23 protein-coding genes and 3 pseudogenes are annotated in these 21,837 nt (G+C 68.6%); 12 read left to right on the top strand and 14 right to left on the bottom strand.

The genetic code is table 11. The features are described 5' to 3' along the window. The first annotated feature begins 280 nt into the window (after positions 1 to 280). Together OHA19_RS00550 and OHA19_RS00545 are read left to right on the top strand one after the other, a co-directional pair. Positions 281 to 667, top strand: a complete 387-nt coding sequence (locus OHA19_RS00550; protein ID WP_331734335.1) for a hypothetical protein — start codon at positions 281 to 283, stop codon at positions 665 to 667. Continuing rightward, positions 655 to 1,215, top strand: a pseudogene (locus tag OHA19_RS00545) (transposase family protein); the annotation flags it as partial. The gene OHA19_RS00550 and the pseudogene OHA19_RS00545, both read left to right, overlap by 13 nt. A 75-nt stretch (positions 1,216 to 1,290) precedes the next feature. Here the strand turns inward: OHA19_RS00545 and OHA19_RS00540 are convergent. Further along, positions 1,291 to 2,002, bottom strand: a pseudogene (locus OHA19_RS00540) (IS6 family transposase). A gap of 242 nt (positions 2,003 to 2,244) precedes the next feature. Here OHA19_RS00540 and OHA19_RS00535 point away from each other — a divergent pair. After that, on the top strand, positions 2,245 to 2,625 hold the full coding sequence (locus OHA19_RS00535) for a recombinase family protein (RefSeq protein ID WP_405748967.1): 381 nt from the start codon (positions 2,245 to 2,247) through the stop codon (positions 2,623 to 2,625). Between the two features lie 120 nt (positions 2,626 to 2,745). Here the strand turns inward: OHA19_RS00535 and OHA19_RS00530 are convergent, their stop codons facing one another. Continuing rightward, positions 2,746 to 3,747, bottom strand: coding sequence for a helix-turn-helix domain-containing protein (locus tag OHA19_RS00530; RefSeq protein WP_331734677.1), 1,002 nt, complete (start codon positions 3,745 to 3,747; stop codon positions 2,746 to 2,748). 60 nt (positions 3,748 to 3,807) lie between these two features. On the opposite strand from OHA19_RS00530, the gene OHA19_RS00525 reads away from it, so the two are divergent. Continuing rightward, complete coding sequence (locus tag OHA19_RS00525; protein ID WP_331734329.1) at positions 3,808 to 5,046, top strand: MFS transporter; 1,239 nt, start codon at positions 3,808 to 3,810, stop codon at positions 5,044 to 5,046. 43 nt (positions 5,047 to 5,089) lie between these two features. Here the strand turns inward: OHA19_RS00525 and OHA19_RS00520 are convergent, their stop codons facing one another. From OHA19_RS00520 to OHA19_RS00505, 4 genes are all read right to left on the bottom strand, one after another. Then, positions 5,090 to 6,169, bottom strand: coding sequence for a hypothetical protein (locus OHA19_RS00520; protein WP_331734327.1), 1,080 nt, complete (start codon positions 6,167 to 6,169; stop codon positions 5,090 to 5,092). Positions 6,170 to 6,178: 9 nt separating this feature from the next. Continuing rightward, positions 6,179 to 6,634: a hypothetical protein gene (locus OHA19_RS00515; protein WP_329585055.1), complete on the bottom strand. Its 456-nt coding sequence runs from the start codon at positions 6,632 to 6,634 to the stop codon at positions 6,179 to 6,181. A 211-nt stretch (positions 6,635 to 6,845) separates the two neighbouring features. Beyond that, positions 6,846 to 7,199 carry a hypothetical protein gene (locus OHA19_RS00510; RefSeq protein WP_331734324.1) on the bottom strand — a complete coding sequence of 118 codons (354 nt, stop codon included), beginning with the start codon at positions 7,197 to 7,199 and terminating at the stop codon, positions 6,846 to 6,848. 24 nt (positions 7,200 to 7,223) lie between these two features. Continuing rightward, positions 7,224 to 7,772 (bottom strand): helix-turn-helix domain-containing protein, encoded by a 549-nt coding sequence (locus OHA19_RS00505; RefSeq protein WP_329585061.1) that lies wholly within the window; start codon positions 7,770 to 7,772, stop codon positions 7,224 to 7,226. 124 nt (positions 7,773 to 7,896) lie between these two features. Here OHA19_RS00505 and OHA19_RS00500 point away from each other — a divergent pair, with 124 nt between their 5' ends. Both OHA19_RS00500 and OHA19_RS00495 read left to right on the top strand, forming a co-directional pair. Beyond that, entirely contained in the window at positions 7,897 to 8,643 is a 747-nt protein-coding gene (locus OHA19_RS00500; RefSeq protein ID WP_329585064.1) for a flavin reductase family protein, read from the top strand. Positions 8,644 to 8,782: 139 nt separating this feature from the next. Continuing rightward, positions 8,783 to 9,367: an alpha/beta fold hydrolase gene (locus tag OHA19_RS00495; RefSeq protein ID WP_331734674.1), complete on the top strand. Its 585-nt coding sequence runs from the start codon at positions 8,783 to 8,785 to the stop codon at positions 9,365 to 9,367. A gap of 253 nt (positions 9,368 to 9,620) precedes the next feature. Here OHA19_RS00495 and OHA19_RS00490 read toward each other — a convergent pair whose 3' ends face one another. Beyond that, a complete protein-coding gene (locus OHA19_RS00490) occupies positions 9,621 to 10,172 on the bottom strand; it encodes a TetR family transcriptional regulator (protein WP_331734317.1) in 552 nt (183 codons plus the stop codon). A 24-nt stretch (positions 10,173 to 10,196) separates the two neighbouring features. Further along, positions 10,197 to 11,009 (bottom strand): hypothetical protein, encoded by an 813-nt coding sequence (locus OHA19_RS00485; RefSeq protein WP_329585067.1) that lies wholly within the window; start codon positions 11,007 to 11,009, stop codon positions 10,197 to 10,199. Between the two features lie 30 nt (positions 11,010 to 11,039). Between OHA19_RS00485 and OHA19_RS00480 the strand changes: the two genes are divergently transcribed. Further along, positions 11,040 to 11,213, top strand: a complete 174-nt coding sequence (locus tag OHA19_RS00480) for a hypothetical protein (protein WP_331734315.1) — start codon at positions 11,040 to 11,042, stop codon at positions 11,211 to 11,213. Between the two features lie 40 nt (positions 11,214 to 11,253). Here OHA19_RS00480 and ggt read toward each other — a convergent pair whose 3' ends face one another. Then, complete coding sequence (ggt, locus tag OHA19_RS00475; protein WP_331734313.1) at positions 11,254 to 13,026, bottom strand: gamma-glutamyltransferase; 1,773 nt, start codon at positions 13,024 to 13,026, stop codon at positions 11,254 to 11,256. A 194-nt stretch (positions 13,027 to 13,220) separates the two neighbouring features. Between ggt and OHA19_RS00470 the strand changes: the two genes are divergently transcribed. Further along, positions 13,221 to 13,814: a response regulator transcription factor gene (locus tag OHA19_RS00470; protein WP_331734310.1), complete on the top strand. Its 594-nt coding sequence runs from the start codon at positions 13,221 to 13,223 to the stop codon at positions 13,812 to 13,814. Positions 13,815 to 13,876: 62 nt separating this feature from the next. Here the strand turns inward: OHA19_RS00470 and OHA19_RS00465 are convergent, their stop codons facing one another. After that, positions 13,877 to 15,247, bottom strand: a complete 1,371-nt coding sequence (locus tag OHA19_RS00465; RefSeq protein ID WP_329585075.1) for an APC family permease — start codon at positions 15,245 to 15,247, stop codon at positions 13,877 to 13,879. 223 nt (positions 15,248 to 15,470) lie between these two features. Here OHA19_RS00465 and OHA19_RS00460 point away from each other — a divergent pair, with 223 nt between their 5' ends. Beyond that, the gene (locus OHA19_RS00460; RefSeq protein ID WP_329585076.1) at positions 15,471 to 16,802 is read left to right on the top strand and encodes a diaminopimelate decarboxylase; all 1,332 of its coding nucleotides are present in this window, start codon (positions 15,471 to 15,473) and stop codon (positions 16,800 to 16,802) included. A gap of 139 nt (positions 16,803 to 16,941) precedes the next feature. On the opposite strand, the gene OHA19_RS00455 is transcribed toward OHA19_RS00460, so the two are convergent. From OHA19_RS00455 to OHA19_RS00440, 4 genes and pseudogenes are all read right to left on the bottom strand, one after another. Beyond that, the gene (locus OHA19_RS00455; protein WP_329585078.1) at positions 16,942 to 17,355 is read right to left on the bottom strand and encodes a transposase; all 414 of its coding nucleotides are present in this window, start codon (positions 17,353 to 17,355) and stop codon (positions 16,942 to 16,944) included. Between the two features lie 223 nt (positions 17,356 to 17,578). Further along, positions 17,579 to 17,707 (bottom strand): annotated as a pseudogene (locus OHA19_RS00450) (winged helix-turn-helix domain-containing protein); the annotation flags it as partial. Beyond that, positions 17,664 to 17,993 carry a helix-turn-helix domain-containing protein gene (locus OHA19_RS00445; RefSeq protein ID WP_405748965.1) on the bottom strand — a complete coding sequence of 110 codons (330 nt, stop codon included), beginning with the start codon at positions 17,991 to 17,993 and terminating at the stop codon, positions 17,664 to 17,666. The gene OHA19_RS00445 and the pseudogene OHA19_RS00450, both read right to left, overlap by 44 nt. Positions 17,994 to 18,056: 63 nt before the next feature. Next, entirely contained in the window at positions 18,057 to 18,236 is a 180-nt protein-coding gene (locus tag OHA19_RS00440; RefSeq protein WP_329585084.1) for a hypothetical protein, read from the bottom strand. Positions 18,237 to 18,605: 369 nt separating this feature from the next. Here OHA19_RS00440 and OHA19_RS00435 point away from each other — a divergent pair, with 369 nt between their 5' ends. Genes OHA19_RS00435 through OHA19_RS00425 form a run of 3 tightly spaced genes read left to right on the top strand, consistent with a single transcriptional unit; the run spans position 18,606 to position 21,809 of the window. After that, entirely contained in the window at positions 18,606 to 19,862 is a 1,257-nt protein-coding gene (locus OHA19_RS00435; protein ID WP_331734303.1) for an MFS transporter, read from the top strand. A gap of 28 nt (positions 19,863 to 19,890) precedes the next feature. Further along, the gene (locus OHA19_RS00430; protein ID WP_331734301.1) at positions 19,891 to 20,943 is read left to right on the top strand and encodes a LacI family DNA-binding transcriptional regulator; all 1,053 of its coding nucleotides are present in this window, start codon (positions 19,891 to 19,893) and stop codon (positions 20,941 to 20,943) included. Positions 20,944 to 20,999: 56 nt separating this feature from the next. Further along, positions 21,000 to 21,809 (top strand): DUF1868 domain-containing protein, encoded by an 810-nt coding sequence (locus OHA19_RS00425; RefSeq protein ID WP_331734299.1) that lies wholly within the window; start codon positions 21,000 to 21,002, stop codon positions 21,807 to 21,809. Positions 21,810 to 21,837: the final 28 nt, after the last annotated feature.

Below are 21,837 nucleotides of genomic sequence, written 5' to 3'. Positions count from 1 at the left end.
CGCCCAGCGAACCTCGCAGGTCAGACTGCAAAATCCTGCTGGAGTACTAGGCGGTTGCCTCGCGATCGTGCTCGACTACAGCTACTTCCTAAGACTTGTCCCGTAAGTGATGGTCGAGGCAGGTGAGTCATGACCGGCCCGGAGTCCGCTGCGACGAAGGTCTAGTGGCGGGATGGCGGCTTCGACCATCTTGAGAGGCCATCCTCGTGCCCACGCCTGCCGACTACCTCGCACTGGCACGTGCCGAGAGAGACAGCTTGGTCCTGCAGCGTCTCGCGAAATGTCCGTACCCTTTTATCTGGCAAGCCCTGGCCACCATCCCCACACGCCGCCCGAAGCCCTCCAGGAACTGAGCGCGGCCCGCGACAGCGTCTGGAACGACAACAAGCTTCTTCGCCTGCTCGCAGACCATCCCAATGCGAACCCTGTCGTTCTTCGAGCTGTCCTCGAAGCCGTTGCAGCGAAGCTCGATGAGGGCGAGCGGCCCTACGCCGCCGTGCTCGCTCTCGCCGACCGGCTGGAGCTTGAGGTGGATGAGGTAAGGAAGCTCGGAACCCTTCGTGGTGCCTCTGCTCGTCTACGCCATCTGCTTAACCTGCGGCTGAGCACCGCATCTGAGGCACCCCCTCTGGTCACGGGTGAGATGATCTTGTTGTGGCTGGTGTGATCACGGCGTCTGAGCTGTCCTGGATAGCCCCGTTCACCGGGCTGAGCCCGCGTTCATTCGGCAAGCTGGTGAACGCTCTGCGCCGTGAGGGTGCAGATCCGGTCCGCAAGGGCCGCCCGTGGTCTCTTCCCCTGGAGGACCGGGTGCTGCTCGTGGCGGCCTACTGGCGCACGAACTTGACGATGCGCCAACTCGCACCGCTCTTCGGCGTTTCGAAGTCCGCGGCCGACCGCATCATCGACCACCTCGGCCCGTCACTCGCGCTGCAGCCCCGCAAGCGGTTCGCCAAGGACGCCGTGCTCATCGTGGACGGCACCCTGGTGCCCACCCGCGACCACACCATCGCCGAGCAGTCCAAGAACTACCGATACTCCACCAACCACCAGGTCGTCATCGACGCCGACACCCGGCTCGTCGTGGTGGTCGGCCGGCCCCTGCCAGGCAACCGCAACGACTGCAAGGCATGGAAGGAGTCCGGCGCGAAGGCCGCCGTCGGCAAGACCGTGACCATCGCCGACGGCGGCTATCCGGGCACAGGACTCGTGATGGCGTTGTCACGTTGTTGGGGTGTGGGTGTCTGACGGTGTGTCGAGGTGTGGTGGGGCCGAGTGCCGGCCCTGGGCTCAGGCGGCGGCAGGCCGGCCGGTGACGCCGGTGATCTGCTCCCAGATGGTGAAGCGGACGGTCATTTCGGCGCGGTGTTGGGTGCCGGTCATCAGGTGGCGGCGGGGCCGGAAGTGGGGGTGAGATGCCGCTGAACGCGGACAGGAAACGCTGCGCGGCGCCCACGCTGCGAAAGCCTTTCATCGCCCGTTCGCGTTGCCGGGTGGGCTGATGACTGTTCTCGGCCCGGTTGTTCAGGCCCTTGTGGGAACGGTGCTCGACGGAGGGCATGACCTCGCGGTGGGCCGCGCCGTAGGAGCGGAGCTTGTCCGTGACGATCACCCGCGGCACCCCGCCCGTCTTGGTCAGCAGCGTGCGGAAGAAGCGCCTGGCCGCAGCGGTGTCCCGGCGGCTCTGCACCAGGATGTCCAGCACGTTGCCGTCCTGGTCGACAGCCCGCCACAGGTACTTCTGCTCACCGTTGATCTTGATGAAGACCTCGTCCAGATGCCACTTGTCGCCGGGCTGGGGCCGCCGGCGGCGCAGTCCGTTGGCGTACTGCTGACCGAACTTCAGGCACCAGCGGCGGACCGTCTCGTACGAGACGATCACGCCGCGCTCCAGCATCAGCTCCTCGACCTCACGGAAACTGAGCGGGAACCGGAAGTACAGCCACACGCAGTGCGAGATCACCTCGACCGGATACCGGTGCCCCTTGTACGACGGCGACATGCCCTCCACGGACGGCCCCCTCCACCGTGATCAGCCCGAGGCTCCTCCCACCCTGTCAGCCAACGTGACAGCGCCTTCTCGAACGAGGAGATCAGCCCGCACAGCAGATCACCGCTGAAGATCTCCCTCAAGGAGCTTGACTTGATATACCGGCCGCTCCTCCTCGCTGGCGGTTCGATCCCGAGGACGTTCTCCAACAGCCACTGCTGTGCACGCGTTCCTGGCCGAGGGGCGACACCCCCGTGGTGCCCCCCCTCGACCGCTACGGCCGCTCCCTCAAGGACCTCGTGACGATGGTCGCCGAGCTGCGCGAGCGCGGTGTCGGCTTCACCTCGCTCCACGAGAACCTGGACACCACCACCCCCGGCGGGCGTCTGATCTTCCATGTCTTCGCCGCGCTCGCGGAGTTCATCCGTGAGCTCATCGTCGCGGGGACGAACGAGGGCCTGGCCGCCGCCCGCGCCCGCGGCCGGACCGGCGGGCGCCCCTCGGTCATCACGCCCGAGCTCTTGCGCGCGGCTCGCGACATGCTGCCCAATGCGGAGAACAGCATCGAGTTCGTCGCGAAACTCCTCGGCGTCTCCGCCGGTACCCTCTACAACCACATTCCCCGACCTGCGTGAACTGAGCGCCTCCCGCGTTCCGCGCCAGCTCGAAGGCAGTACCTCGTAGGTCACGGCAGGGCCGTTGTGGCTTTTGGCCTACCTTGGCTGGACCCTTATAGGAGCAGCTTCAGAGTCAGGCTAGGAGTCCTGCGCCTGCACCAGCGCGTTGCCGGCCGCTGTGCGGTAGTAGAGGACAGAGCGTCCCGTACGGCGGCGGCCGACCAGCCGGGCGTCCAGGAGTACCTTGAGGTGGCGGCCCACCGAGCCGAGACCCTGGCCCGTCATCGCCACCAGGTGCGTCGTGCTCATCGGGCTGTTCAGGAGCACCAGCACGCTTGCCCGCCCGGCGCCGAGCAGCCTGGCCAGTGCCTCCGGGGTGGCGGCGCGCTCCGGCTCCGCCAGCGTGCCCGAGCACGGGTAGACCACGGCGTTGCGGTGCACCGCGCCGTGGGGGTCGGGCCGGTCTATGGAGATCCATCCCCTGCGCGGCGTGACCGGCGCGAGCAGTAGCTGTGCTCCCATCAGTTGCCGGGGTGGGAAGGCGCGGGTGTTGATCTGGAGCCGGTTGCCGCCCAGCCACCGCATCTCCGGATGCATGTCGTCCAGAGCGGCAGCCCAGCCCGCCCGGCTCAACTGGCCCGTACGCGCGACGACGTCTGCTTCGATGACGCGCCGTCGTCGCGACCAGTCGGGCGCCACGGTCTCCCGCCACACCCATTCCAGCAGGTCGGCGATGCGCTCCGGCAGATCGGGGCGCAGCAACGGGTCGGGCAGTGGTGCGCGGTGAGCGATCTCGAGGTCGGTACGGGCGGTGTCGGCCGGTGTCTCGCGGATCCGTGCGAGCTCGTCGTGGAACTCCGCACCGCCCTGTGCCTCACCCTCTCGGGACGGAACCGGTGTCAGGAAGTCGGCGATCCACCGGTGTCTGCCCAGTGCGACGCGCACCAGCAGGGCGGTGACCGGATCGGCGGTCAGCCGTTCTCGGTAGGCGGGTCCGTGGCTGTCCAGCCAGTGGCGCTCGGCTGGATGCGCGGGCGAGTCCTTCTCCAGGACCATCAGGCTCGCTGTTGTCTCGCAGAGGGGCGACACGACGAATCGGCTGCTCGCGAGCGTATCCGCGTTGACTTCCCACCAGCCCATTAGTTTCGCCTCCCCGCGAAACATTACCTCCGCGACCGGCCGTCCTCCGACACTGCGGCCATGCGCACCTACCAGGAGCTTTTCAGAACCCCGGAGTTCAAACCCCTGCTCACGGCCACCGCCGCACACGTGGCGGCCCAGACGGTGAGCAGGATGGCGCTGGGGACACTTGTCTACGAGGCGACCGGCTCACCGCTCCTGGCTGCCCTCAGCATGTTCGGCCCGTTGCTGGCGCAGATGGTCGGCGCGAGCGTCCTGCTGTCGGCGACGGACCGCTTGCCGCCGCGCGCCGCAACCATTGGCCTGGCGCTCTTCTTCGCCGTGGCCACCACCGCTCTGGCGCTGCCCGGCATGTCCATGGGGGTGATCTTCGCGATCCTGTCGGTGCAGGGCATGCTTGGCTCGGTCGGCGGCGGAGTGCGCTACGGACTACTCACCGAGATCCTCCCCGCAGAGGGCTACCTGCTCGGCCGCTCGGTACTCAACATGTGCGCGGGAAGCCTGCAGATCTGCGGTTACGCCGTCGGCGCCGTACTCGTCAACGTACTGACCCCGCGCGGGGCCCTGCTCACCGGCGCCGCACTCTTCGTCGTCTCCGCGGCCGTCGCCCGCATCGGTCTCGCCAAGCGGCCGCCGCGCGCGCAAGGCCGTCCGTCCGCAAGCGAGACCTGGCGGACCAACGCGCGCCTGTGGGCGGCGAAACCGCGGCGCCGCGTCTACCTCGCCCTGTGGGTGCCCAACGGACTCGTCGTCGGCTGCGAGTCCCTCTACGTCTCCTACGCACCACGCCACGCGGGACTCCTGTTCGCCTTCGTCGCGGTGGGCATGCTGGCAGGAGACACCCTGACCGGCCGCCTCCTGCCCGCCCGCTGGCGCGACAGACTCGGTGCGCCGCCACTGCTGCTGTTGCTCGCCGCCCCGTACCTGATCTTCGCCCTGCACCCCGCGCTGCCCGTGGCCCTCGCCGCCGTAACCATGGGGTCGATCGGCTTCTCCGCCAACCTGCTCCTCCAGGAACGCCTGATCTCCCTGGTCCCGAGCGAGCTAAGGGGCCACGCCCTCGGACTGCACTCCTCGGGGATGTTCACCATGCAGGGCGTCGCCGCGGCGGTCGCAGGCGGCGTCGCACAGCTCACCTCCCCAGCGACCGCCATGACCGTGATGGCCGCCGCCTCCGCCGCGATCACCCTCGCCCTCACACCCGGTCTCCGGCGCATGGGAGGCGTGTTGGCCGGAGCTGACGCCGACCGTGAGCTTACCGATACGGGCAAGTGCCTCAGGTCGACGGATACGGCCTGAGGCTCGTGGCAGGCGGCGAGCGTACCGACGCGGCTGTCGTTACTCAGGAGCAGTTTCGGTGAAGGGGGTTTATTCCCGTCGTACTTGGAGGGGCGTTCCACGGCTGCGGGCTGGGGGGCTCCGCAACCATCGCCCACAGCTTCTTCAGATTCTTGGCGTCGTCGCTGGTCAGAGCGAGATCACGGGCGAGGGATGTCACCTCATATGGTGGAAGGCGCCGCAGCTTTGTGGCGTGGAGCAGCCGTACCTGCTTGATGCAGTGGGCGGCCGCGTCGTGCAGGTGCGCTGCGGCCATGTCCTGCAGCCGCAGGTGCCGGGTGACACGCTGACCGATGTGCCGTAGCCGCTCTCGCTGAGTCCTCTCGGGCGCGGGAAGCTCCGCCCACTCCGGTAGAACCAGGGCCGGCATGCACGCCGCCAGAACCTCATCGGTGTTCTTCTCGGTGTCCACACAGTCGAGAAGCACGTGCTGGACCGACTGCCCGCACGCATCATCCTTTGCCAGCTCCAGCCACCACTGCGGGCACCGCTCCAGCACCATGGCCACGGACCCGTAGGCCGGCCACCCGGAAGGCCCCCAGTACCGTCCCTGCGACGACGCCTGGCCGTTGACGGCGGCGAAGGAGTTCAATTCTGCGGCCACCAGGCTCAGGCCACGGCGCACGACGGCTTCGAGCAGCCACTCCGGTACCTCCGGCAGACGGCTCAGAATCGTCGTGGTGGGGACGCTCCGCAGACAGAACAACCCCGAAAAGATGTTCCAAGTGCTGTTCTCGATGAGCCCAGTGATCACCTCCCGGTGAACAACATGCTGTGCCAGCGCTGCGAGAAGCTCGCCGTCGGCCGGGTGATGCCGAAGGACAGCCGGAACATCCCGCAGACAAAGCACACCCCGGCGAACGAGCCGGGGAACCCGGCTGCTCGCCGCCGCGATCAACCGATCGCGAAGCCCCTGCTCCTCGACCCGGCGAAACATGGACAGCAGCGTCTCCTTGAACACATCCTCCTGCCACCCCGGCTCGAAGCGACCATCACCGGGAAGCAGCCCGTCGACGACTGCGGCGAACGCCGCATCCGGTAAGTCCTCCCGCTGCGCCAGCCGCGCCCACACCAAGTCGGCCAATCTGCCGTTCTACGAGCACTTCGACTTAACTGCGTACGAGGACCTGCGGCTTCCGCACAACGGACCGCCGCTGTGGACGATGTGGCGTGAGCCGCGCCGCCCTACCGGCGCGTAGAGGGTGGTGGTCAACAAGCACTCGCTGAAACCTGTGACCAACACCGTCGCTGTGGGGCGGACGTGAGCCTGCCGTATCCGGTGGCCGCGGCGGGAGAGCAGGACCGCTCCCGCCACCTGCGCGTCGGCGGCGAGTTGTGCCGCGTACCAGGCGCCCTCGCCGTGTCCGGCGACCAGGAGAGGGAGACCGGCGGCCCGGTCGGCGAGCCAGGTGAGCGCGGCCCGCGCGTCGGCGAGCCCGTCCCCCACACCGTCGCTGTCCCCGACGCCGCACTTGTCGTAGCAGAGTGTGGACACTCGGTCCTTCGCCATGGTGTCCGCGACAGCGCGGGTGATTCCGGTCCTGAGCATCGGCCCACCGGGCAGTCGTGCGATCGCGGTTCACCCTGCCGGATCCGGGGATCAACAGCGCGGCGGCGACGGGGTCGGCGGCCGCGGTGAATGTCCAGGCCAGTGAACAGCCGTGGCTGTTGATGACTACCGGAGTTCTTTTCAGTCTTCCTGGGCGCCGTCGGCTTCCGCGTCACTACGGAGAGCGGCCTCGGTCTGCGCGTGGGCGGGGTCAGTTGGGCAGGGCGTCTTCAACGAGTGCCACGGTCGCGCGGGGATCGGAAGCCTGGATCACGAGGCGGGCGTAGCGTTCGTCGGTCAGTTGGATGACCACCGCCTTGGCCGGGTCGCGGACGTCCCAGAAGACCCGTTCGCCGTCGACGTGGAAGGTGCCGGCGGTGACGACGCCCGGGAGATGGGCGCCCGGGGATCGGAGCCCCTTGGGCTCCTTGACGATTCCAGGATCAGCCGTGGCGCCGCGTACGTGGGCCAGCGGAATGGTCAGGCGGCTCTTGAGCGCCCAGAGTTTGTCCAGCCCCTCGATCTCCACGATCAGGTTGCCGTCGTCGATGCTGATGTGTGCCATGGTGCTTCCTTTGCTGTGAGAGTGTCAGGGCCGGCCGAGGCGCTGCGCCAGGCCGACGCCGGCTCGGATGATGCCCTCGTCGGTCGTGCCGGATCTGGCGCGTGTGCGTAGCCCGATGAGCAGTGCGGTGGCCGCTGCGGGAGCGGCGCGGGCGTCACCGCTCTCGGCCGCGCGGCCCGCGTCGCCGACTGCCTTGTCCAGCGCGGTGAACGCCTCGCCGACCAGTCGTGCCACCTCGGCGTCCACTGGTGCCCGCTCGACCGCTGCCAGCAGGACCAGGTCGAGTTGTGTTCCGGTGACCGCGTCGGCGAGGACCTCGTACGCCCCTTCCGCATGGCCGCCCGCTTCGGCGACGCGTTCGGCCAGCCTGGCGACCTCGTGGTCCAGGGACCACTTCAGCGCGGCCAGGTAGAGCCCGCGTTTGCTGCCGAACGTCTTGTACAGGCTGTTTCGGTGCACACCGAGGTGCGACACCAGGTCGTCCACGGATGCGCCGTCGTAGGTCCGGCTGGCGAACAGCTTTGCCGCCGACCGGACTGCGTCAGCCTCGTCGAATCCTCTCGGTCGTCCCATGGCGTGACCGTACACAGTTAAGGAACGACCAGTCAAGAACGATTGTTCCTTAACCGTGCTCCGGGTCTCACGGGACGGGAACGGTTCGGCGGCTGCCGAAGTGATCTGCTCCTACGCTTCAGTCATGAAGATCGTTGAGCCCCTGGTCCGGCCCGGCTCCGGCACCGACGCCTGTGTCCCCATAGAGCCGAGCGTTCTGTATTTCGGTACTCCCGTGGTACTTCTGTCCACCGAGAACCCGGACGCCTCCGTCAACCTCGCGCCGATTTCCTCCGCATGGGCACTGGGACAGGTGATCGTGCTCGGCCTGGGCCCGGACGGCCAGACCGCGCGCAACCTCACCGCCCGCCCTGAACTCGTGATCAACATCGCCGCCCCCGGTCAGTGGCAGGCCGTGGAGCGTCTGGCCCCGCTCACCGGCCGCCATCCGGTCCCCTCAACCAAGCACGACGGTTGCCTCTTCGAAAAGGACAAGTTCGGCGCGGCGGGGCTGAGCAGCCGCCCGTCCCACACGGTCCGGCCGCCGCGGGTCGACGGATGCCCGCTCCAGTTGGAGGCGCGTGCCGAGCGCATCCGGCCGGATGCCACCGGTGAGTTCCTCATCGCCGAGGCCCACGTGCTGAAGGTGCACGCCGACCCCCACATAGTCGTCCCCGGTACCGATCACATCGACCCGGCCGCGTGGAGCCCGCTCATCTACAACTTCCGGCACTACTTCGGCCTCGGCCCGGAACTCGGCCACTCCTACCGCTCCGCCACACCACGTGAGCAGATGACCGGAGGTCATGTCCCGCCGCGTGGTGTAGCAGCGAGCAAGGCCAAGCTGCAGGTCACGCCTCAATCAGCCCGCCCGTCGCCGCCGATGACCTGACTACTCGTCAGGCAAGAGCGGCCGTCGTGACCGGCGGCGCGGAGCCCGTGGGCCTGACCTCGGTGAAAGGCACGTCAATACTGACACCTCGTGGCGTCAATTCTGTCTGACGGGCTGCCACTCGTAACCGGCCCGCGAGCTGCACCCGGCGCCGCACGTCCATTACTACGGTGCAGCAAAAGGGCCTGCGCTGCTCGCGCTGCACGGGATCAAGGGGCACGGCGCTCGCTGGCGGCGCCTCGTCGAGACGCCCTTGTGTGACTTCTCGGTCATCGCGCCGGACCTGCGTGGGCATGGACGCTCCGACCACGCCCCACCGTGGAACACCGAAGTCCACGTGGCGGACATGCTCGCTGTGCTGGACGCCCGCAACCTGGACCGTGTGGATCTGCTTGCGCACTCGTACGGCGGGTCTGATCGCGCTGTGTCTGGCCCACGCGGCCCCGAACGCGTGGGCCGCATCGTCCTGCTCGACCCCTCGTTCGGCCTGCCCGCCGGGCAGATGCACGATCAGGCCCGCCGGATGCTGAGTTCCGGTTTCTTCACGGACCCGGAACAAGCGCGCGCGGAGCGGGGGTCGGCCTGGCCGACCGCCTCAGCCGCGGCCGTGGACGAGGAGGCCGCCGAGCACCTCGTACGACGCAGCTACTCCTTCGCCGTCTGTGCCGAGTCCCCCGGCCAGGTGCCGTCGACCTGGCCGCCGCTAGCCTCTTGCCCGGCGTGAACTGACCTTCACAGCGCGTCGCTCTCGCCAAAGCCCCGAACTGCGACTCTCCCCGCCGTGCCAGCCCCATCAGCTCCGGCTGCAGCCGCAGCGGATCCTTCATCAGGCGCCTCTGGGACGACAGGCCGGGTGGTGGTCGGGCAGTCGGCGGCGGTGATGAGGTCGGCGACGGTCAGGGGCACCCGGCGTCGGGGTGGCCGTGGACTCGGTCGCGGCTTCGGCGGTGAGGCCGTCGAGCGCCAGATCGAGGTGGCTATGGAGGAGATCCCGTCGGGGTCCAGGCCGTCCAGGCCGCCCGCGGGAGGGGGCGGGACAGCCAGATCGACAGCAGCACGAGATCACCCATGCCCACGTCGCGGCGGAGCCGGCCAGCCTCGGGCGCGGCTTCGATTAGCGCCTCAACTGCGCTCGCCGTGCGGGTGCAGATGCCCACCAGCTCCGCATCGACGACGAGGCCTTCGAGTAGCACGAGGATGACGGCGCCCATCCGCAGGTCCGCCGCCGCGTGGACGAAACGGCGTACCGCCGCGAAGGCGTCGTCGTCCACTGCCGCGGCCTCTTCCGCGGCGTCTTCCAGCCGGGCAAGCAGGTCGCCGATCAGATCCCGGACCAGCGCCTCGCGGTCGGGGTAGCGCCGGTACAGCGTGGCGGGTCCGACACCGGCCCGCCGCACGATCAGGTCGAGTGAAGCGTCGAGGCCGCGCGGGCGCCGGCCTGAGCCTCTACCAAGTCGTCCGCGAGCTGCAGTTCCTACTTGCAGCCTGGACCGGCGCCTGCCCCACCTGCCCCCGCGACATACCAGCACTCGCGCCGACCTGACCAAGCTCTACTAGGCGGAGACAGGGAAGTCCTTGCGCTTGATCTTCGCGCGGCGACCGTCCGGGTGGTGGAAGACGATGCCCTCGGCCAGGGTGCCGGGGACGAAGCGGCTCTCCAGTTCGGCGAGGAAATCGCGGAGGCCGACGTAGTCGCGCGGCACGCCCTGGTAGACCGGCACCTCCAGGTTGAACGGCACGCACCGATGGTCGTCCAGCCGCAGGGGGTTGCCCTGGATGCGAGGGCCGAGCGCTTCGCAGGAGTGCTCGCCGTCCGGCCACGAGGTGACGTCAGTATTGCGGGCGGCGGCGAGAACCCACTTGTCCTCCGCGGCACTCTCGGCGGTGTCGACGTACCAGCCGTCCTTGATCCCCTGTTCCTTCTGCAGCTTGCTCGGGTTGCGCCGCTTCTCCACCCGTACCAGCTGGCCCGCCCGGACGGTGAGACGGACGTTGGTTCCGTCGAGCTTCTCCGTCGGGGTCCCCTCGCCGTCGAACACCCATGCACACTCCACTCGCGGCCGGTCGACGACCCGAAAGTTGCCGTCCCGCTCGAACAGCGTGGGGATCTTCTCCATGGCCTGCATGCCCTTTCTGACGTGGCCGATCAGTTCCTCGTGAGTGATGGCACCAGACGCCAGGCCGCCCGCCAGTGCGCGGACCAGGTCCGCGACCGAAACTTCAGCCTCGACGGCAACCCGCTTCAACGCCTTCTTCTCCGCGGGCGAGACCCAGGCGACCAGCCGGGACCAGCCTTCGGGCGGTGTCCATCGCGCGAGCTGCTCCGGATTCTTCCGGGGCCGACCGCGTCCTTTGCGCTCCTCCATGGGCAGGACCCTAGGTCAGCATTTAATAATGTGTCAATTGGCATAACAGAAAATGGCAGACCGGACCTTCGGGCGGTGTGGCCGGGCCTGCCAGACTGGCCAGAACAACGCGACAACCACCGCGGTGCCTTCGCCTACGTGGAGGCGGAACTGGCCGACGGTGAGGAGATCCAACTGATGCGCCTGCTCTGCGACGACCGCTAGAACGGAGGACGGAGGCGTGGGGGCCTTTGTCGTCGGGGCGCTACTGCGCCCCAGTGGGGCGGACGACGCCGGCGGCGCCGCCGTGGTAACGCTCAGGCTCCGCGGCCGCCAGCATGGTGCCGTCGGGCAGGAACGACACACCCGTCGCGTTGTTCATCACCACGTTCTGCGACACCTTCTGACCCCGTGACCTCAGGGCGTCGGCTGTCGGGGAGTTGTACAGCGGCGGTTCCAGCTCGGTGGAGGCGGTGTTGCGCTGCGAGATCCGCGGTGCGGCGATGGCCTCGGGCAGCGTCATGCCGAGCTCCAGATGGTTGACGAGCAGCTGCAGCACCGTGGTGACGATGCGGGAACCGCCCGGGGTGCCGAGCGCCACGTACGGCTCCCCATCCTTCAGGACGATGGTCGGGCTCATGCTGGAGCGGGAGCGCTTGCCGCCCGCGGGGGCGTTGGCGGGGTGCTTGGGGTCGAAGCTGAAGTCGGTCAGTTCGTTGTTGAGCAGGAAGCCGTAGCCGGGCACGGTGATACCGCTGCCGGCGATGCCCTCGATGGTGAAGGTGTAGCTGACGATGTTGCCCTGGTTGTCGGCGACGGTGAGGTGGGTCGTCTGGCCGCCGGCGGGCGAGTTGGCGGCCAGATCCAGGCCCACACCCGCGCCCCCGTCGTACGGCCACGGGTTGCCGGAGGGCACCGGCTTGGCCGAGGCGGCGTTGGTGATCAGGGCCTGGCGCTCGGCGGCGTACCCGTCGGAGATCAGGCCCTTGTACGGCACCGAGACGTAGTCGGGGTCGCCGAGATAGGCCTCACGGTCGGCGAAGGCCAGGGCCGAGGCCTCGATGACCTTGTGGAGGATCTCCTCCTCGGAGAGGCCGGACAGGTCCGTCGGTTCGAGGATGTTGAGGATCTCGCCGACCGTCGTACCGCCGCTGGAAGGACCTGCCATGCCGTAGATGTCATAGCCGTTGTAGTCGGAGTGCGTCGGGGCGAGTTCGGTGGCTCGGTAGGAGGCCAGGTCCTCCGTTGTCATCTTGCCGGGGCATACCTCGGTGGGCGAGGTGCCCGAGACCGGGGGGTTGGTGACGGCATCGGCGATGGCCTTCGCGAGCGGGCCCTTGTAGAAGGCGTCGGCACCGTCCCTGGCGATCGGCTCGTAGGTCCTGGCGATGTCCGGGTTGCGGAAGACCGTGCCTTCCTTCGGCGCCGCACCGTTGACCAGCCAGGTGTCCTGGCTGCTGGTGAAGGCGTTCAGATAGCTGAAGTTGTCCTGGGTACGGGCCTGGTACTCCGCGTCGACGACGAAGCCCCGCTTCGCGATCCTGGTCGCCGGATCAAGCACCTCGTCCAGGTTCATCGTGCCGTACTTGCCCAGCGCCAGCTGCCAGCCCGCGACGGTGCCGGGGACGCCGACGGAGAGCCCGGAGCGGCGGGCCTCGGTGAACGACAGGGGCTCGCTCGTCGCCGGATCCAGGAAGTGCTCGGGCGTCACCTGTGAGCCCGCGGTCTCGCGGGAGTTGATGGTGGTGATCTCGCCGGTGCTGCCGTCGCGCAGCACCATGAAGCCACCGCCGCCGATGCTGCCGTCGTAGGGGCGTACGACGCCGAGTGTGGCGGCTACGGCCACGGCGGCGTCGACGGCGTTACCGCCCGCGCGCAGGATCTCGAGCCCGGACTCGGTCGCGTACGGGACGAGCGAGGCGACCGCGCCGCCGGTCCCGATGGCCACCGGCTGCTTGTCCGGTGTCCGTGCGGATGCGGCGACGGTGTGGTGGGCGGGGACGAGCGCGAGAGTCACGGCGCAGGCAGCGGTGGTCACCGCGACTCGAGGACGCCAACTAGTCAGTAGCAAGGCAACTCCCTGTAATTTTCGGGGATTTGAGGGCCGCTTTTCCGTGCGGAGCGTAAGTCTGTGCTGTCATGCACATCTTCATCCCTGAAGGATGAGGGGGCGGCCACGGCCCGTGGTGCCCGATGCGGCAGTACACTGCCGTCACTTTTTTGGGGGCTGAGATGCGCATCCTGCTGGTGGAGGACCACCCGATCGTTCGGCTCGGACTGCGGGCAGCCGTCGAGATGGAGCCGGATATGACCATCGTCGGCGAGGCGGGCACCGTCGCCGACGCGATCGCCGCCGCGCACGCGCTGACGCCGAGCGTGCTCATCCTGGCGCTCCGGCTCGAAGGCGAGCTGCGCGGCGCGGAGGTGTGCCGGGTCGTCAAGCGGTTGCCGCAGCCGCCGGCCGTGCTGGTCTACACCGCCTTCGATTCGGCGGCGGACGCCTCCACCTGCTTCCTCGCGGGCGCCGACGCTTTCGTGCACCGGCGCACCGACCGGCGCCAGCTGATCACGAGCATCCGGGACACCTACCGTGGCCGACGGGTGTGGATGCCGTCGGCCGCCCCCGCGGAAGGCGCCGCGCGCGCCCGGCCGCGCGGGGCACCAGGGCTGACGCCGCGGGAGGAGGAGGTGCTCGGCCTGATGCTGCTGCGCTACAGCAACGCGCAGATAGGCGAGACCCTTCAGCTCCAGCTGCCCACGGTCAAGACGCATGTACGCGGGCTGCTGCGCAAGCTCGGCCTCGCCAGCCGGCGCGATCTCTTCTGATCCGTGGCCGGGGCCGGCGGACGGCGGGAATGCCCGCCGGTCGCCGGCCCCGGCCACGGATCTCAGTCGTTCGCTCTGCGCAGGACCAGCTTGTTGACGCCCCACAGAGCGATGCCGATGGCGAGCAGTACGCCGGCGCGGATGTAGACCCCCGCGGCACGGTCGGCCAGCGGGCTGGCGAGGATGGCCGCCGTGATCGCGCCCACCACGGGGACCCAGGTCGGCGCGCGGTAGTGGCGGTGGCCGGCCTCGTCCTTGCGGAGCACGAGCACGGCGACGTTGACCACGGCGAAGACACAGAGCAGCAGGAAGGCCGTCGTATCGCCGAGGCCTTCGATCTCGCCGGTGGAGACAAGGCCGATGGCCAGCGCGGTGACGAAGAGGATGCCGGCGATCGGCGTGCGGCGGCCGGGCAGGACCCTGCCCATGGCGCGTGGCAGCACGCGCTCGTTGGCGAGGCCGTAGCACAGCCGGGAGGCCATCATGATGTTGATGAGGGCCGAGTTGGAGACGGCGAAGAGCGCGATGAGGGCGAAGAGTTTCGGCGGGAACTCGACACCGCTCTCCTTGACGACCAGGAGCAGCGGACCCGAGGACTCGGCCAGGTCGGTGTGGCTGACCATGAGGGAGGAGACGACGGCGACCAGCAGGTAGATCGTGCCGGTGACCGCCACGCCGAGGAAGATCGCACGGGGGAAGCTGCGGGTCGGATCCTTCGTCTCTTCGGCCATGTTGACCGAGTCCTCGAATCCCACGAAGGCGAAGAAGCCGAGCGCCGTGGCGCCGAGGACACCGGTGATCAGAGCCGTTCCGGTGCCGCTCGCCTCGAAGTCGGTCAGCCGGGAGGCATCGCCCTCGCCGGTGACGACAGCCGCCACACCGATTCCGATGATGACGAGCAGGCCGGTCACCTCGACGATGGTCAGCACCACGTTCGTCTTGACCGACTCCGCCACGCCGCGGACGTTGAGCGCCGCGAGCGCGACGATGAAGAGGATCGCGACGAGCGTCGGCGAGATGTCGACGAATTCCTGCAGGTAGGCGCCGCTGAAGGCGCGGGCCGCGGCGCTGGCCGAGGCCAGGCCCGAACACATCACCATGAAGGCGATGATGAAGGTCAAGAACGGGGTCTTGAAAGCTTTCTGGGTGTAGAGCGCGGCACCCGCGGCCTTCGGGTACTTGCCGACGAGCTCCACATAGGAGGCGGCGGTCAGTGCGGCGACGACGAAGCCGATCGCGTACGGCAGCCAGATCGCGCCGCCTATCTTTCCGGCGACCTTGCCCGTGGTGGCGTAGATGCCGGTGCCGAGGATGTCTCCGATGACGAAGAGGATCAGAAGTTTGGGGCCGATGGCTCTCTTGAGCGGCGTGCTGTCATCGGGTCTGCCCGTAGCGGCAGTTGGGCCGGAGGGGGAAGTTGGCGGTGTAGTCATGGGAAGGCGTCGCCCCGTTCGGGATCTCGAAGAAGGTGTGAAGTACCCGTTGTCACGCCGCGCCTCGGGTCCGCGCGGTGGGGCCGGAGAAGGGGGTCTCCGACTGCCGGGGAACCATATGACGGGCCTCGGTGCGGCCGGATCATCCCTGCAGGATGACCGCCAAGGGATCTGCCGTAACCACGTTTTTGGGCTGTCGGCGCGCTGTGCTTGGCTCGCCGCCATGGACTACGTCACCGGCACGAAACAAGCCCCTGCTCCCACCCGGTACGACCTGATGGTCGGCTCCGCCGTGGGGCACGGGCTGCTCGACGAGGACCGACCACTCGTCTCCCTGCTGGACCTTTCGGCCGTCCGGGCTTCGGCCCGAGCCCTGCACGAGGCTTTCGCGGAGGTGGCCGCTCAGCCACAGCGCATTCAGCACACGTTCGCCGTCAAGGCGGCCGCGCTGGTGCCCGTACTGCGGCAGCTCAATGGTCTTGGCATCGGCTGCGAGGTGGCCAGCCCGGGTGAACTGGCGCTGGCCCGGGCGGCGGGCGTACCCGCAGAGCGAATCGTCCTCGACTCCCCATCCAAGACCGTCGCCGAACTGGAGACCGCCCTCACCCAGGGCATCGCGGTGAACGTCGACAACCCGCAGGAGCTCGCCCGGCTCGACTCCCTGCGCACCGCCGGCGCGCCCACCGCGCCGATCGGCATACGCATCAACCCGCAGCTCGGCGCGGGCAGTATCGACGCGATGAGCACCGCCACCGCCACCTCGAAGTTCGGCGTGGCGCTGCGGGACGAGGGCGCGCGGGCTTGGTTTCTGGAGGCCTTCGCGGCCCGCCCCTGGCTGAACCGACTGCACTGTCACACCGGTTCGCAGGGCATCTCCCTCGCCCGGTTGGTGGACGGCGTCCGGGTCACGTACGAACTGGCCGAGGAGATCAACGCGGCCGCGGGCCGGCAGCAGATCAGCACGCTGGACATCGGAGGTGGGCTGCCCGTCAACTTCGATTCCGACGCCGTCACGCCCTCCCACCGCGACTATGCGCGGCTGCTTGCCGCGGAGGTGCCCGGGCTCTTCGACGGCCGCTACGGCATCGTCACCGAGTTCGGCCGTTCACTGCTGGCCAAGGCGGGGCTGCTGCTTGCCCGGGTCGAGTACACCAAGTACGCGGGCGGCCGTCGAATCGCGGTCACCCACGCCGGTGTGCAGGTCGCCACCCGGACGGTGTTCGCCCCCGAGTCCTGGCCGCTGCGGGTCGCGGCGTACGGGCCCGACGGCCGGCGCAAGACCGGACCGGTGATCCACCAGGACGTGGCCGGGCCTGCTTGCTTCGCGGGCGATCTGATCGTCCGGGACCGCGCCTTGCCGGCGCTGGAGCCGGGCGATCTGGCGGCGCTCCTGGACACAGGCGCGTACTACGCCTCCACGCCCTTCGGCTACAACAGCCTGCTCCGGCCCGCCATTTACGGTTTCGACCTCGACGCCGCCGGTGCACCGCACTTCACGGTCATCCGCCGGGCGCAGACCATGGAGGAGCTGATCGCCGAGTCGGGCGGCAATTGAGCACCCGTCACCTGATGGAGCGGCTCCGCGTTGCGGCCGCGTGCAAGGACCGCAGCGCGAGCAGCAGGACGCCGATGTCGTCCAGATAGACGGGATCGGGCAGCAGGTCCAGCGGTGACACCAGATATTGATCAGAAACTCAAGGGGTTCGCGTTGAGGGTGCAGCGGACGTGGGGGCCGTGGAAGTAGCCGCGGACGATGTGGGGCTGGCGTTGGCGGCGGAAGAACCGGTGGTCTCGGCGGCGAGTTGGTCCTGGTTGCGGGCCTGGTGGCTCTTGGGGAGCCTGTGCTTGAGGTCCGCGTTGACCATCTCATCGGGGTTCAGCTCGGGCGAGTACGGCGGCAGGAAGTGCAGCTCGATCTCCTCGGCGTGGTCGGCGAGCCAGTCCTTCATCTTCTTCGAGCGGTGCGCGGAGTGCCCGTCCACCCCCAGTTGGATCTTGCGGTCGAAGTGTCCGACGAGCTGGTCCAGAAAGCGGCACATCATGGCCGAGTCGAAGGACTCGGTGAAGACCATGAAGTACATCCGGCCCCTGGTACTGATCGCGGACATGGAGTTGGCCGAGAACCGGTTGCCGGTGCGCCCGCACGATGATCAGGGTCCTGCCCTTCTTGCCCCAGGTTCGGCCAGTGACCTGGTCGGAGCGCACTCCGACCAGGTCGGCGAAGAGGATCTCGCCACCGTCGGCCCCCGCCCGGGCGCGGATCTGTGGCCAGGTCTCCTCATGCCAGCGGGCCATTTTCTCGGGATCCTGCTCCACGGCCCGCTTGCCGGGCCGCTGGAAGGAAAGGCCCCACCGTTTCAGGTGCTTGCCCACTCCCGGTTCGGTCAGCCGCACCCGGTACAGCTTCGCGATCAGGTCACCGACCAGACGGCGTCCACAACTGCCCCACCAGGCCCACATCACACGGACGGTGGTCGAGCACCGCCCGGCGCACCGCGGCCTGCTCGCCCTCCGCCAGGACCTGGTGAACCCCCACCGGCCGGCCCTTCGGTCGTGCCAGCAGCGCGTCGCGACCACCGGCCTGCCACCGCGCCCACCAGTTGTCCATGGCCTTCAGCGACACTCCCAACCCTGCCGCGACGTCCTCCCTCTCTCGCCCCGCCACCAGCGCAACCACCGCCCGAAGACGCAGCACCTCCTGCGCCGACGGCGACAAGTGCCGTGCGTCCCCCACCAGATCACTCACACACAGCTCAACAACCCGGAATCACAAGCGCTTCGGATCAATACTGTCAATTCCCCTTCGTGTTCAGGACACAATCCCGAGCGAAATAGGCAGCTGCCCGGGCAGGATCTCGCGCTCCAGCTGCCACTCCTGCTCGGCCTTGAGCAGCCGGACGTTCTCCACCCGCAGCCGAGCCAGCTCCTCGGCAGCGCTCACGCTGCCGTCGCGGCCCTCGGGCGTGGCCTGGGTCTCGTCCTTGCGCACCTACGTCCGCAGCGATTCCGAGGTGATACCGAGATCGCGACGGCGTCCTTCCTGAACTCCTCCGGATAGGAGACTTGCCTCCCACCTGGATGTCCCTCCCTGGACCGTCGAGATCCATTGTCAGGGTGTCCGCCACGTGGGTGGGAATTCCTGGTGAACACACCCCTGGTCTACCGAGGTCTACACGAGTAGCGTCCGCGGAAGTCCTGACGGAGTGAGCAAGAGGCGGTGCGATCAATGGCACTCGACATCCCTGGCCCTGAAGCCCCAAGAACGGGTGCATCCCCTTCCGGGGATGTGTCCGCTGGCACGGCCGGAGGTAGCGGGCAGGGGCGGAAAGCCGTCCGGGCCACCATCGGGTCGGTCTGGATGGGGACCACCCTGGAGTACGTCGACTTCGCTCTCTACGGACTCGCCGCGGGTCTCGTCTTCGGCCCTGTCTTCTTCCCGGACACTGCGCCCGCGCTCGCGCTCGTCGTGAGCTACGCGACGTATGCCGTGGGGTTCCTCGCACGCCCGGCCGGCGCCCTCTTCTTCGGTCGGCTCGGCGACCGGCGCGGCCGCAAGACCGTGCTGCTCGTGACGATCGCGCTCATGGGCCTCGCGACCTCTGGCATCGGCCTCCTGCCCAGCTACGCGACGGCCGGGTACCTCGGCCCGGGACTGCTTCTGCTGCTCAGGATGGCGCAGGGTTTCGCGGCAGGCGCGGAGCTGTCCGGCGGTGCCATCATGCTCGCCGAGACAGCCGAGCCGAAGCGGCGGGGGCTGGTCACCTCGGTTATAGCCATCGGCTCCAACGGCGGTGTCCTGGTGGCGTCCGGTGTCTGGCTCGCGATCTCGGCGATGCCCAAGGACGACCTGCTCGCATGGGGCTGGCGGATACCCTTCCTGGCGAGCATCCTGCTCGCCGCGGCGACCATGATCATGCGCCGCAAGATGCCGGAGAGCCCCGTCTTCGTCGAGATCTCCGAGCAGTCCGAACAGCCTGCAGCGAAGGCGGTCAAGGCCGCTGAGCCGGCTGCTCGCGGGCACCGCGCGTTCCTGGCGCTCCTCGGGCTGCGGATCGCGGAGAACGGTCCGTCCTACCTGTGCTCGACCTTCGTCGTTGGATACGTCGCGACCTACCTCAGCGTCAGCCCGGGCGTCCCCTCCCTCGCCGTGTTCATCGGCGCGCTCCTCGGTATGGCGACCGCACCGTTCGTCGGGCAGCTCTCCGACCGGCTCGGGCGGCGCGTGGTCTACCGCGTGCTCTGCGCCTTCCTTGTCGTCTATCCCTTCGTCGGCTACGCGCTGATGGGCACCAAGAACCCGACCGTCGTCTTCGCTGTCATCGTCGTCGGCTTCGTCATCGCCTCGGTGTGCATGTTCGCCGCGCAGGCCGCGTACGGCGTCGAACTCTTCGGCAGCCGCAGCCGCTACAAGCGGATGGCGCTTGGCAAGGAGGTCGGCTCGGCCTTGTCCGGCGGCATCGCCCCGCTCGTCGCGGCGGCCCTGCTCGGCTGGTCCGGCCACTGGTGGGCCATCGCGGCGTACTTCGCACTGATGGCCGCGATCGGTTTCGTCACGACGTTCTTCACCCCCGAGACGGCCGGGCGGGACCTGCACGACGCGCGGGACGCGATGTGAGGGCGCCCTTGAGCGGGGAGGCTCTGCGGTGAGAGGGGCCCGGCAGACGACGCGGAACGACGTGGCGCGGATCGCGGGGGTCTCGACCGCCGTAGTCAGTTACGTTCTCAACGACGGTCCGCGCCCCGTTTCGGAGTCGGCCCGCCGCCGCGTGCTGGCCGCGGTGGAGAAGACGGGGTATCGCGTCAATGACGTCGCCCGCGCCCTCAAGAGCGGGCGCACCCGGGCCTTCGGGCTCGCGGCACCGAGTCTGCTGAACCCCTTCATCGCGGAGATCGCCCGGTCCATATCACTGGCCGCCGCGGAGCGGGGCGCCCTGGTCCTGCTCGGCGACACCGGGGAGGACCAGAACCGCGAGGACCAGGTCCTGACGTCGTTCCTCCAGCGCCAGGTCGACGGCATCGTGTACATGAGCACGAACGAACGGCTCAGCGCGGACATCGCGACCGGCTGCGACATCCCGATCGTCGTCTTCCAGCTAGCTGACGACAACCCGTTCCTCGCCTCGGTACGCATCGACGAGGCCGCTGCCAGCCGGGCCGTCGGTGAGCACCTGCTCTCCCACGGATACCGACAGTTCGTGGCCGTGGTCGGACCGGAATCGATGCGTAACTCCAGCCTCAGGCTCGAAGGATTCGGCCAGGCCCTCGATGCCGCCGGCATCGCGAACGAGCAGTGGCACCACCTCTACGCCGGTACGACACGACAGGCCGGCTGGGCCGCGGGGCACCGCCTCCTGGTCGAATATCCCGGAACCGAAGCGGTCTTCGCGGGCAACGAGTCCTTGGCCATCGGTGTCATCGCGGCGGCGCACGCCCTCGGCCGCCGGGTGCCCGAGGACCTCGCCGTCATCGCCTTCAACGGCAGCGAGGAGTCACGCTTCCACGTCCCGGCCCTGTCGATCTCACGGCAGCCTGTCCAGGACATGGCTACGAAGGCCATCGACATCCTCAACGCCTCCACCTACCAGCCCGACGACCACTACTTCGCAGCGAGCCTCATCCCCCGCAGGTCGTGCGGGTGCGACGGCGGACCCCCTCTCGACGACGGAGCGGGACCGGACTTCTCGTACTCCCCGTGATCTCCGCACCGCGCACCTTCTCCACTTCCGTGATCCACGTACCGAAAGGAACCGACGTGCCCGCATCACGTTCCCTCTCCCGCCGCATGTTCGCGAAGGCCGGCGGCGCCGCACTCGCCGGCGCCGGAATCGCTGCTGTCCCGAGCCGGGCGTCCGCCGCAGTACAGTCCGCCCCTCTCCGGCCCCCGCTCCGTGCCCGACAGACCACCGCATCCGCCCAACCCGGCGGAAAGTGGTACCCCGACGGCTCCCCGCGCCGCTTCCCCGGGCTGACCTTCACCACGCCGGTCGCGTCGGGTGCCTTCAAGGACGCGCTGACCCAGGTGCGGGACAAGATCCGGCAGGCCCCGCTCGGGGCGCTGTTCGCGACGCTGCCGCACGACACTTACCACGCGACGATCCTCGAAGGCCCCGTCGACCAGCCGCGCTCCGCGACCACCTGGCCCAAGGACCTGCCGATCGACACCCCTCTCGACGACGTGCTCGCGGCATTTCTCGACAAGCTCCGCGGATCGTCGCTCACCGCGCCCCGGACGCTGACCTTCACCCCCCGGGAGGTCAACGACATCACCAAGCCGAACAAGGTGTTCTCCATCAAGCTGCAGCCAGACGCGGCGACGGCCACCGCTCTCGCCTCCTTCCGGGCCGCTCTGGGCAGCCTGCTGCAGATTCCCGCGCCGACCTCGTACGACTTCCACGTCACGGTCGGCTACCGCCTGTACACGAACACGGAGGACGAGGTCGCCCGACTCCAGGCATGGCGCACCGAATGCCTCCAGTTGATGCCCCCGACCGTCACGCTCAGCGGGTGTCAGTTCACGGTCTTCGACAACATGACCGGTTTCCCCGTCGTCAGAGACCTCTGAGCCTGCGCCTGCGCCGACCGGCCTCTTC

This window comes from Streptomyces sp. NBC_00012, assembly GCF_045040875.1.
Taxonomy (GTDB): domain Bacteria; phylum Actinomycetota; class Actinomycetes; order Streptomycetales; family Streptomycetaceae; genus Streptomyces.
This window is presented reverse-complemented; position numbering and strand designations above follow the sequence as displayed.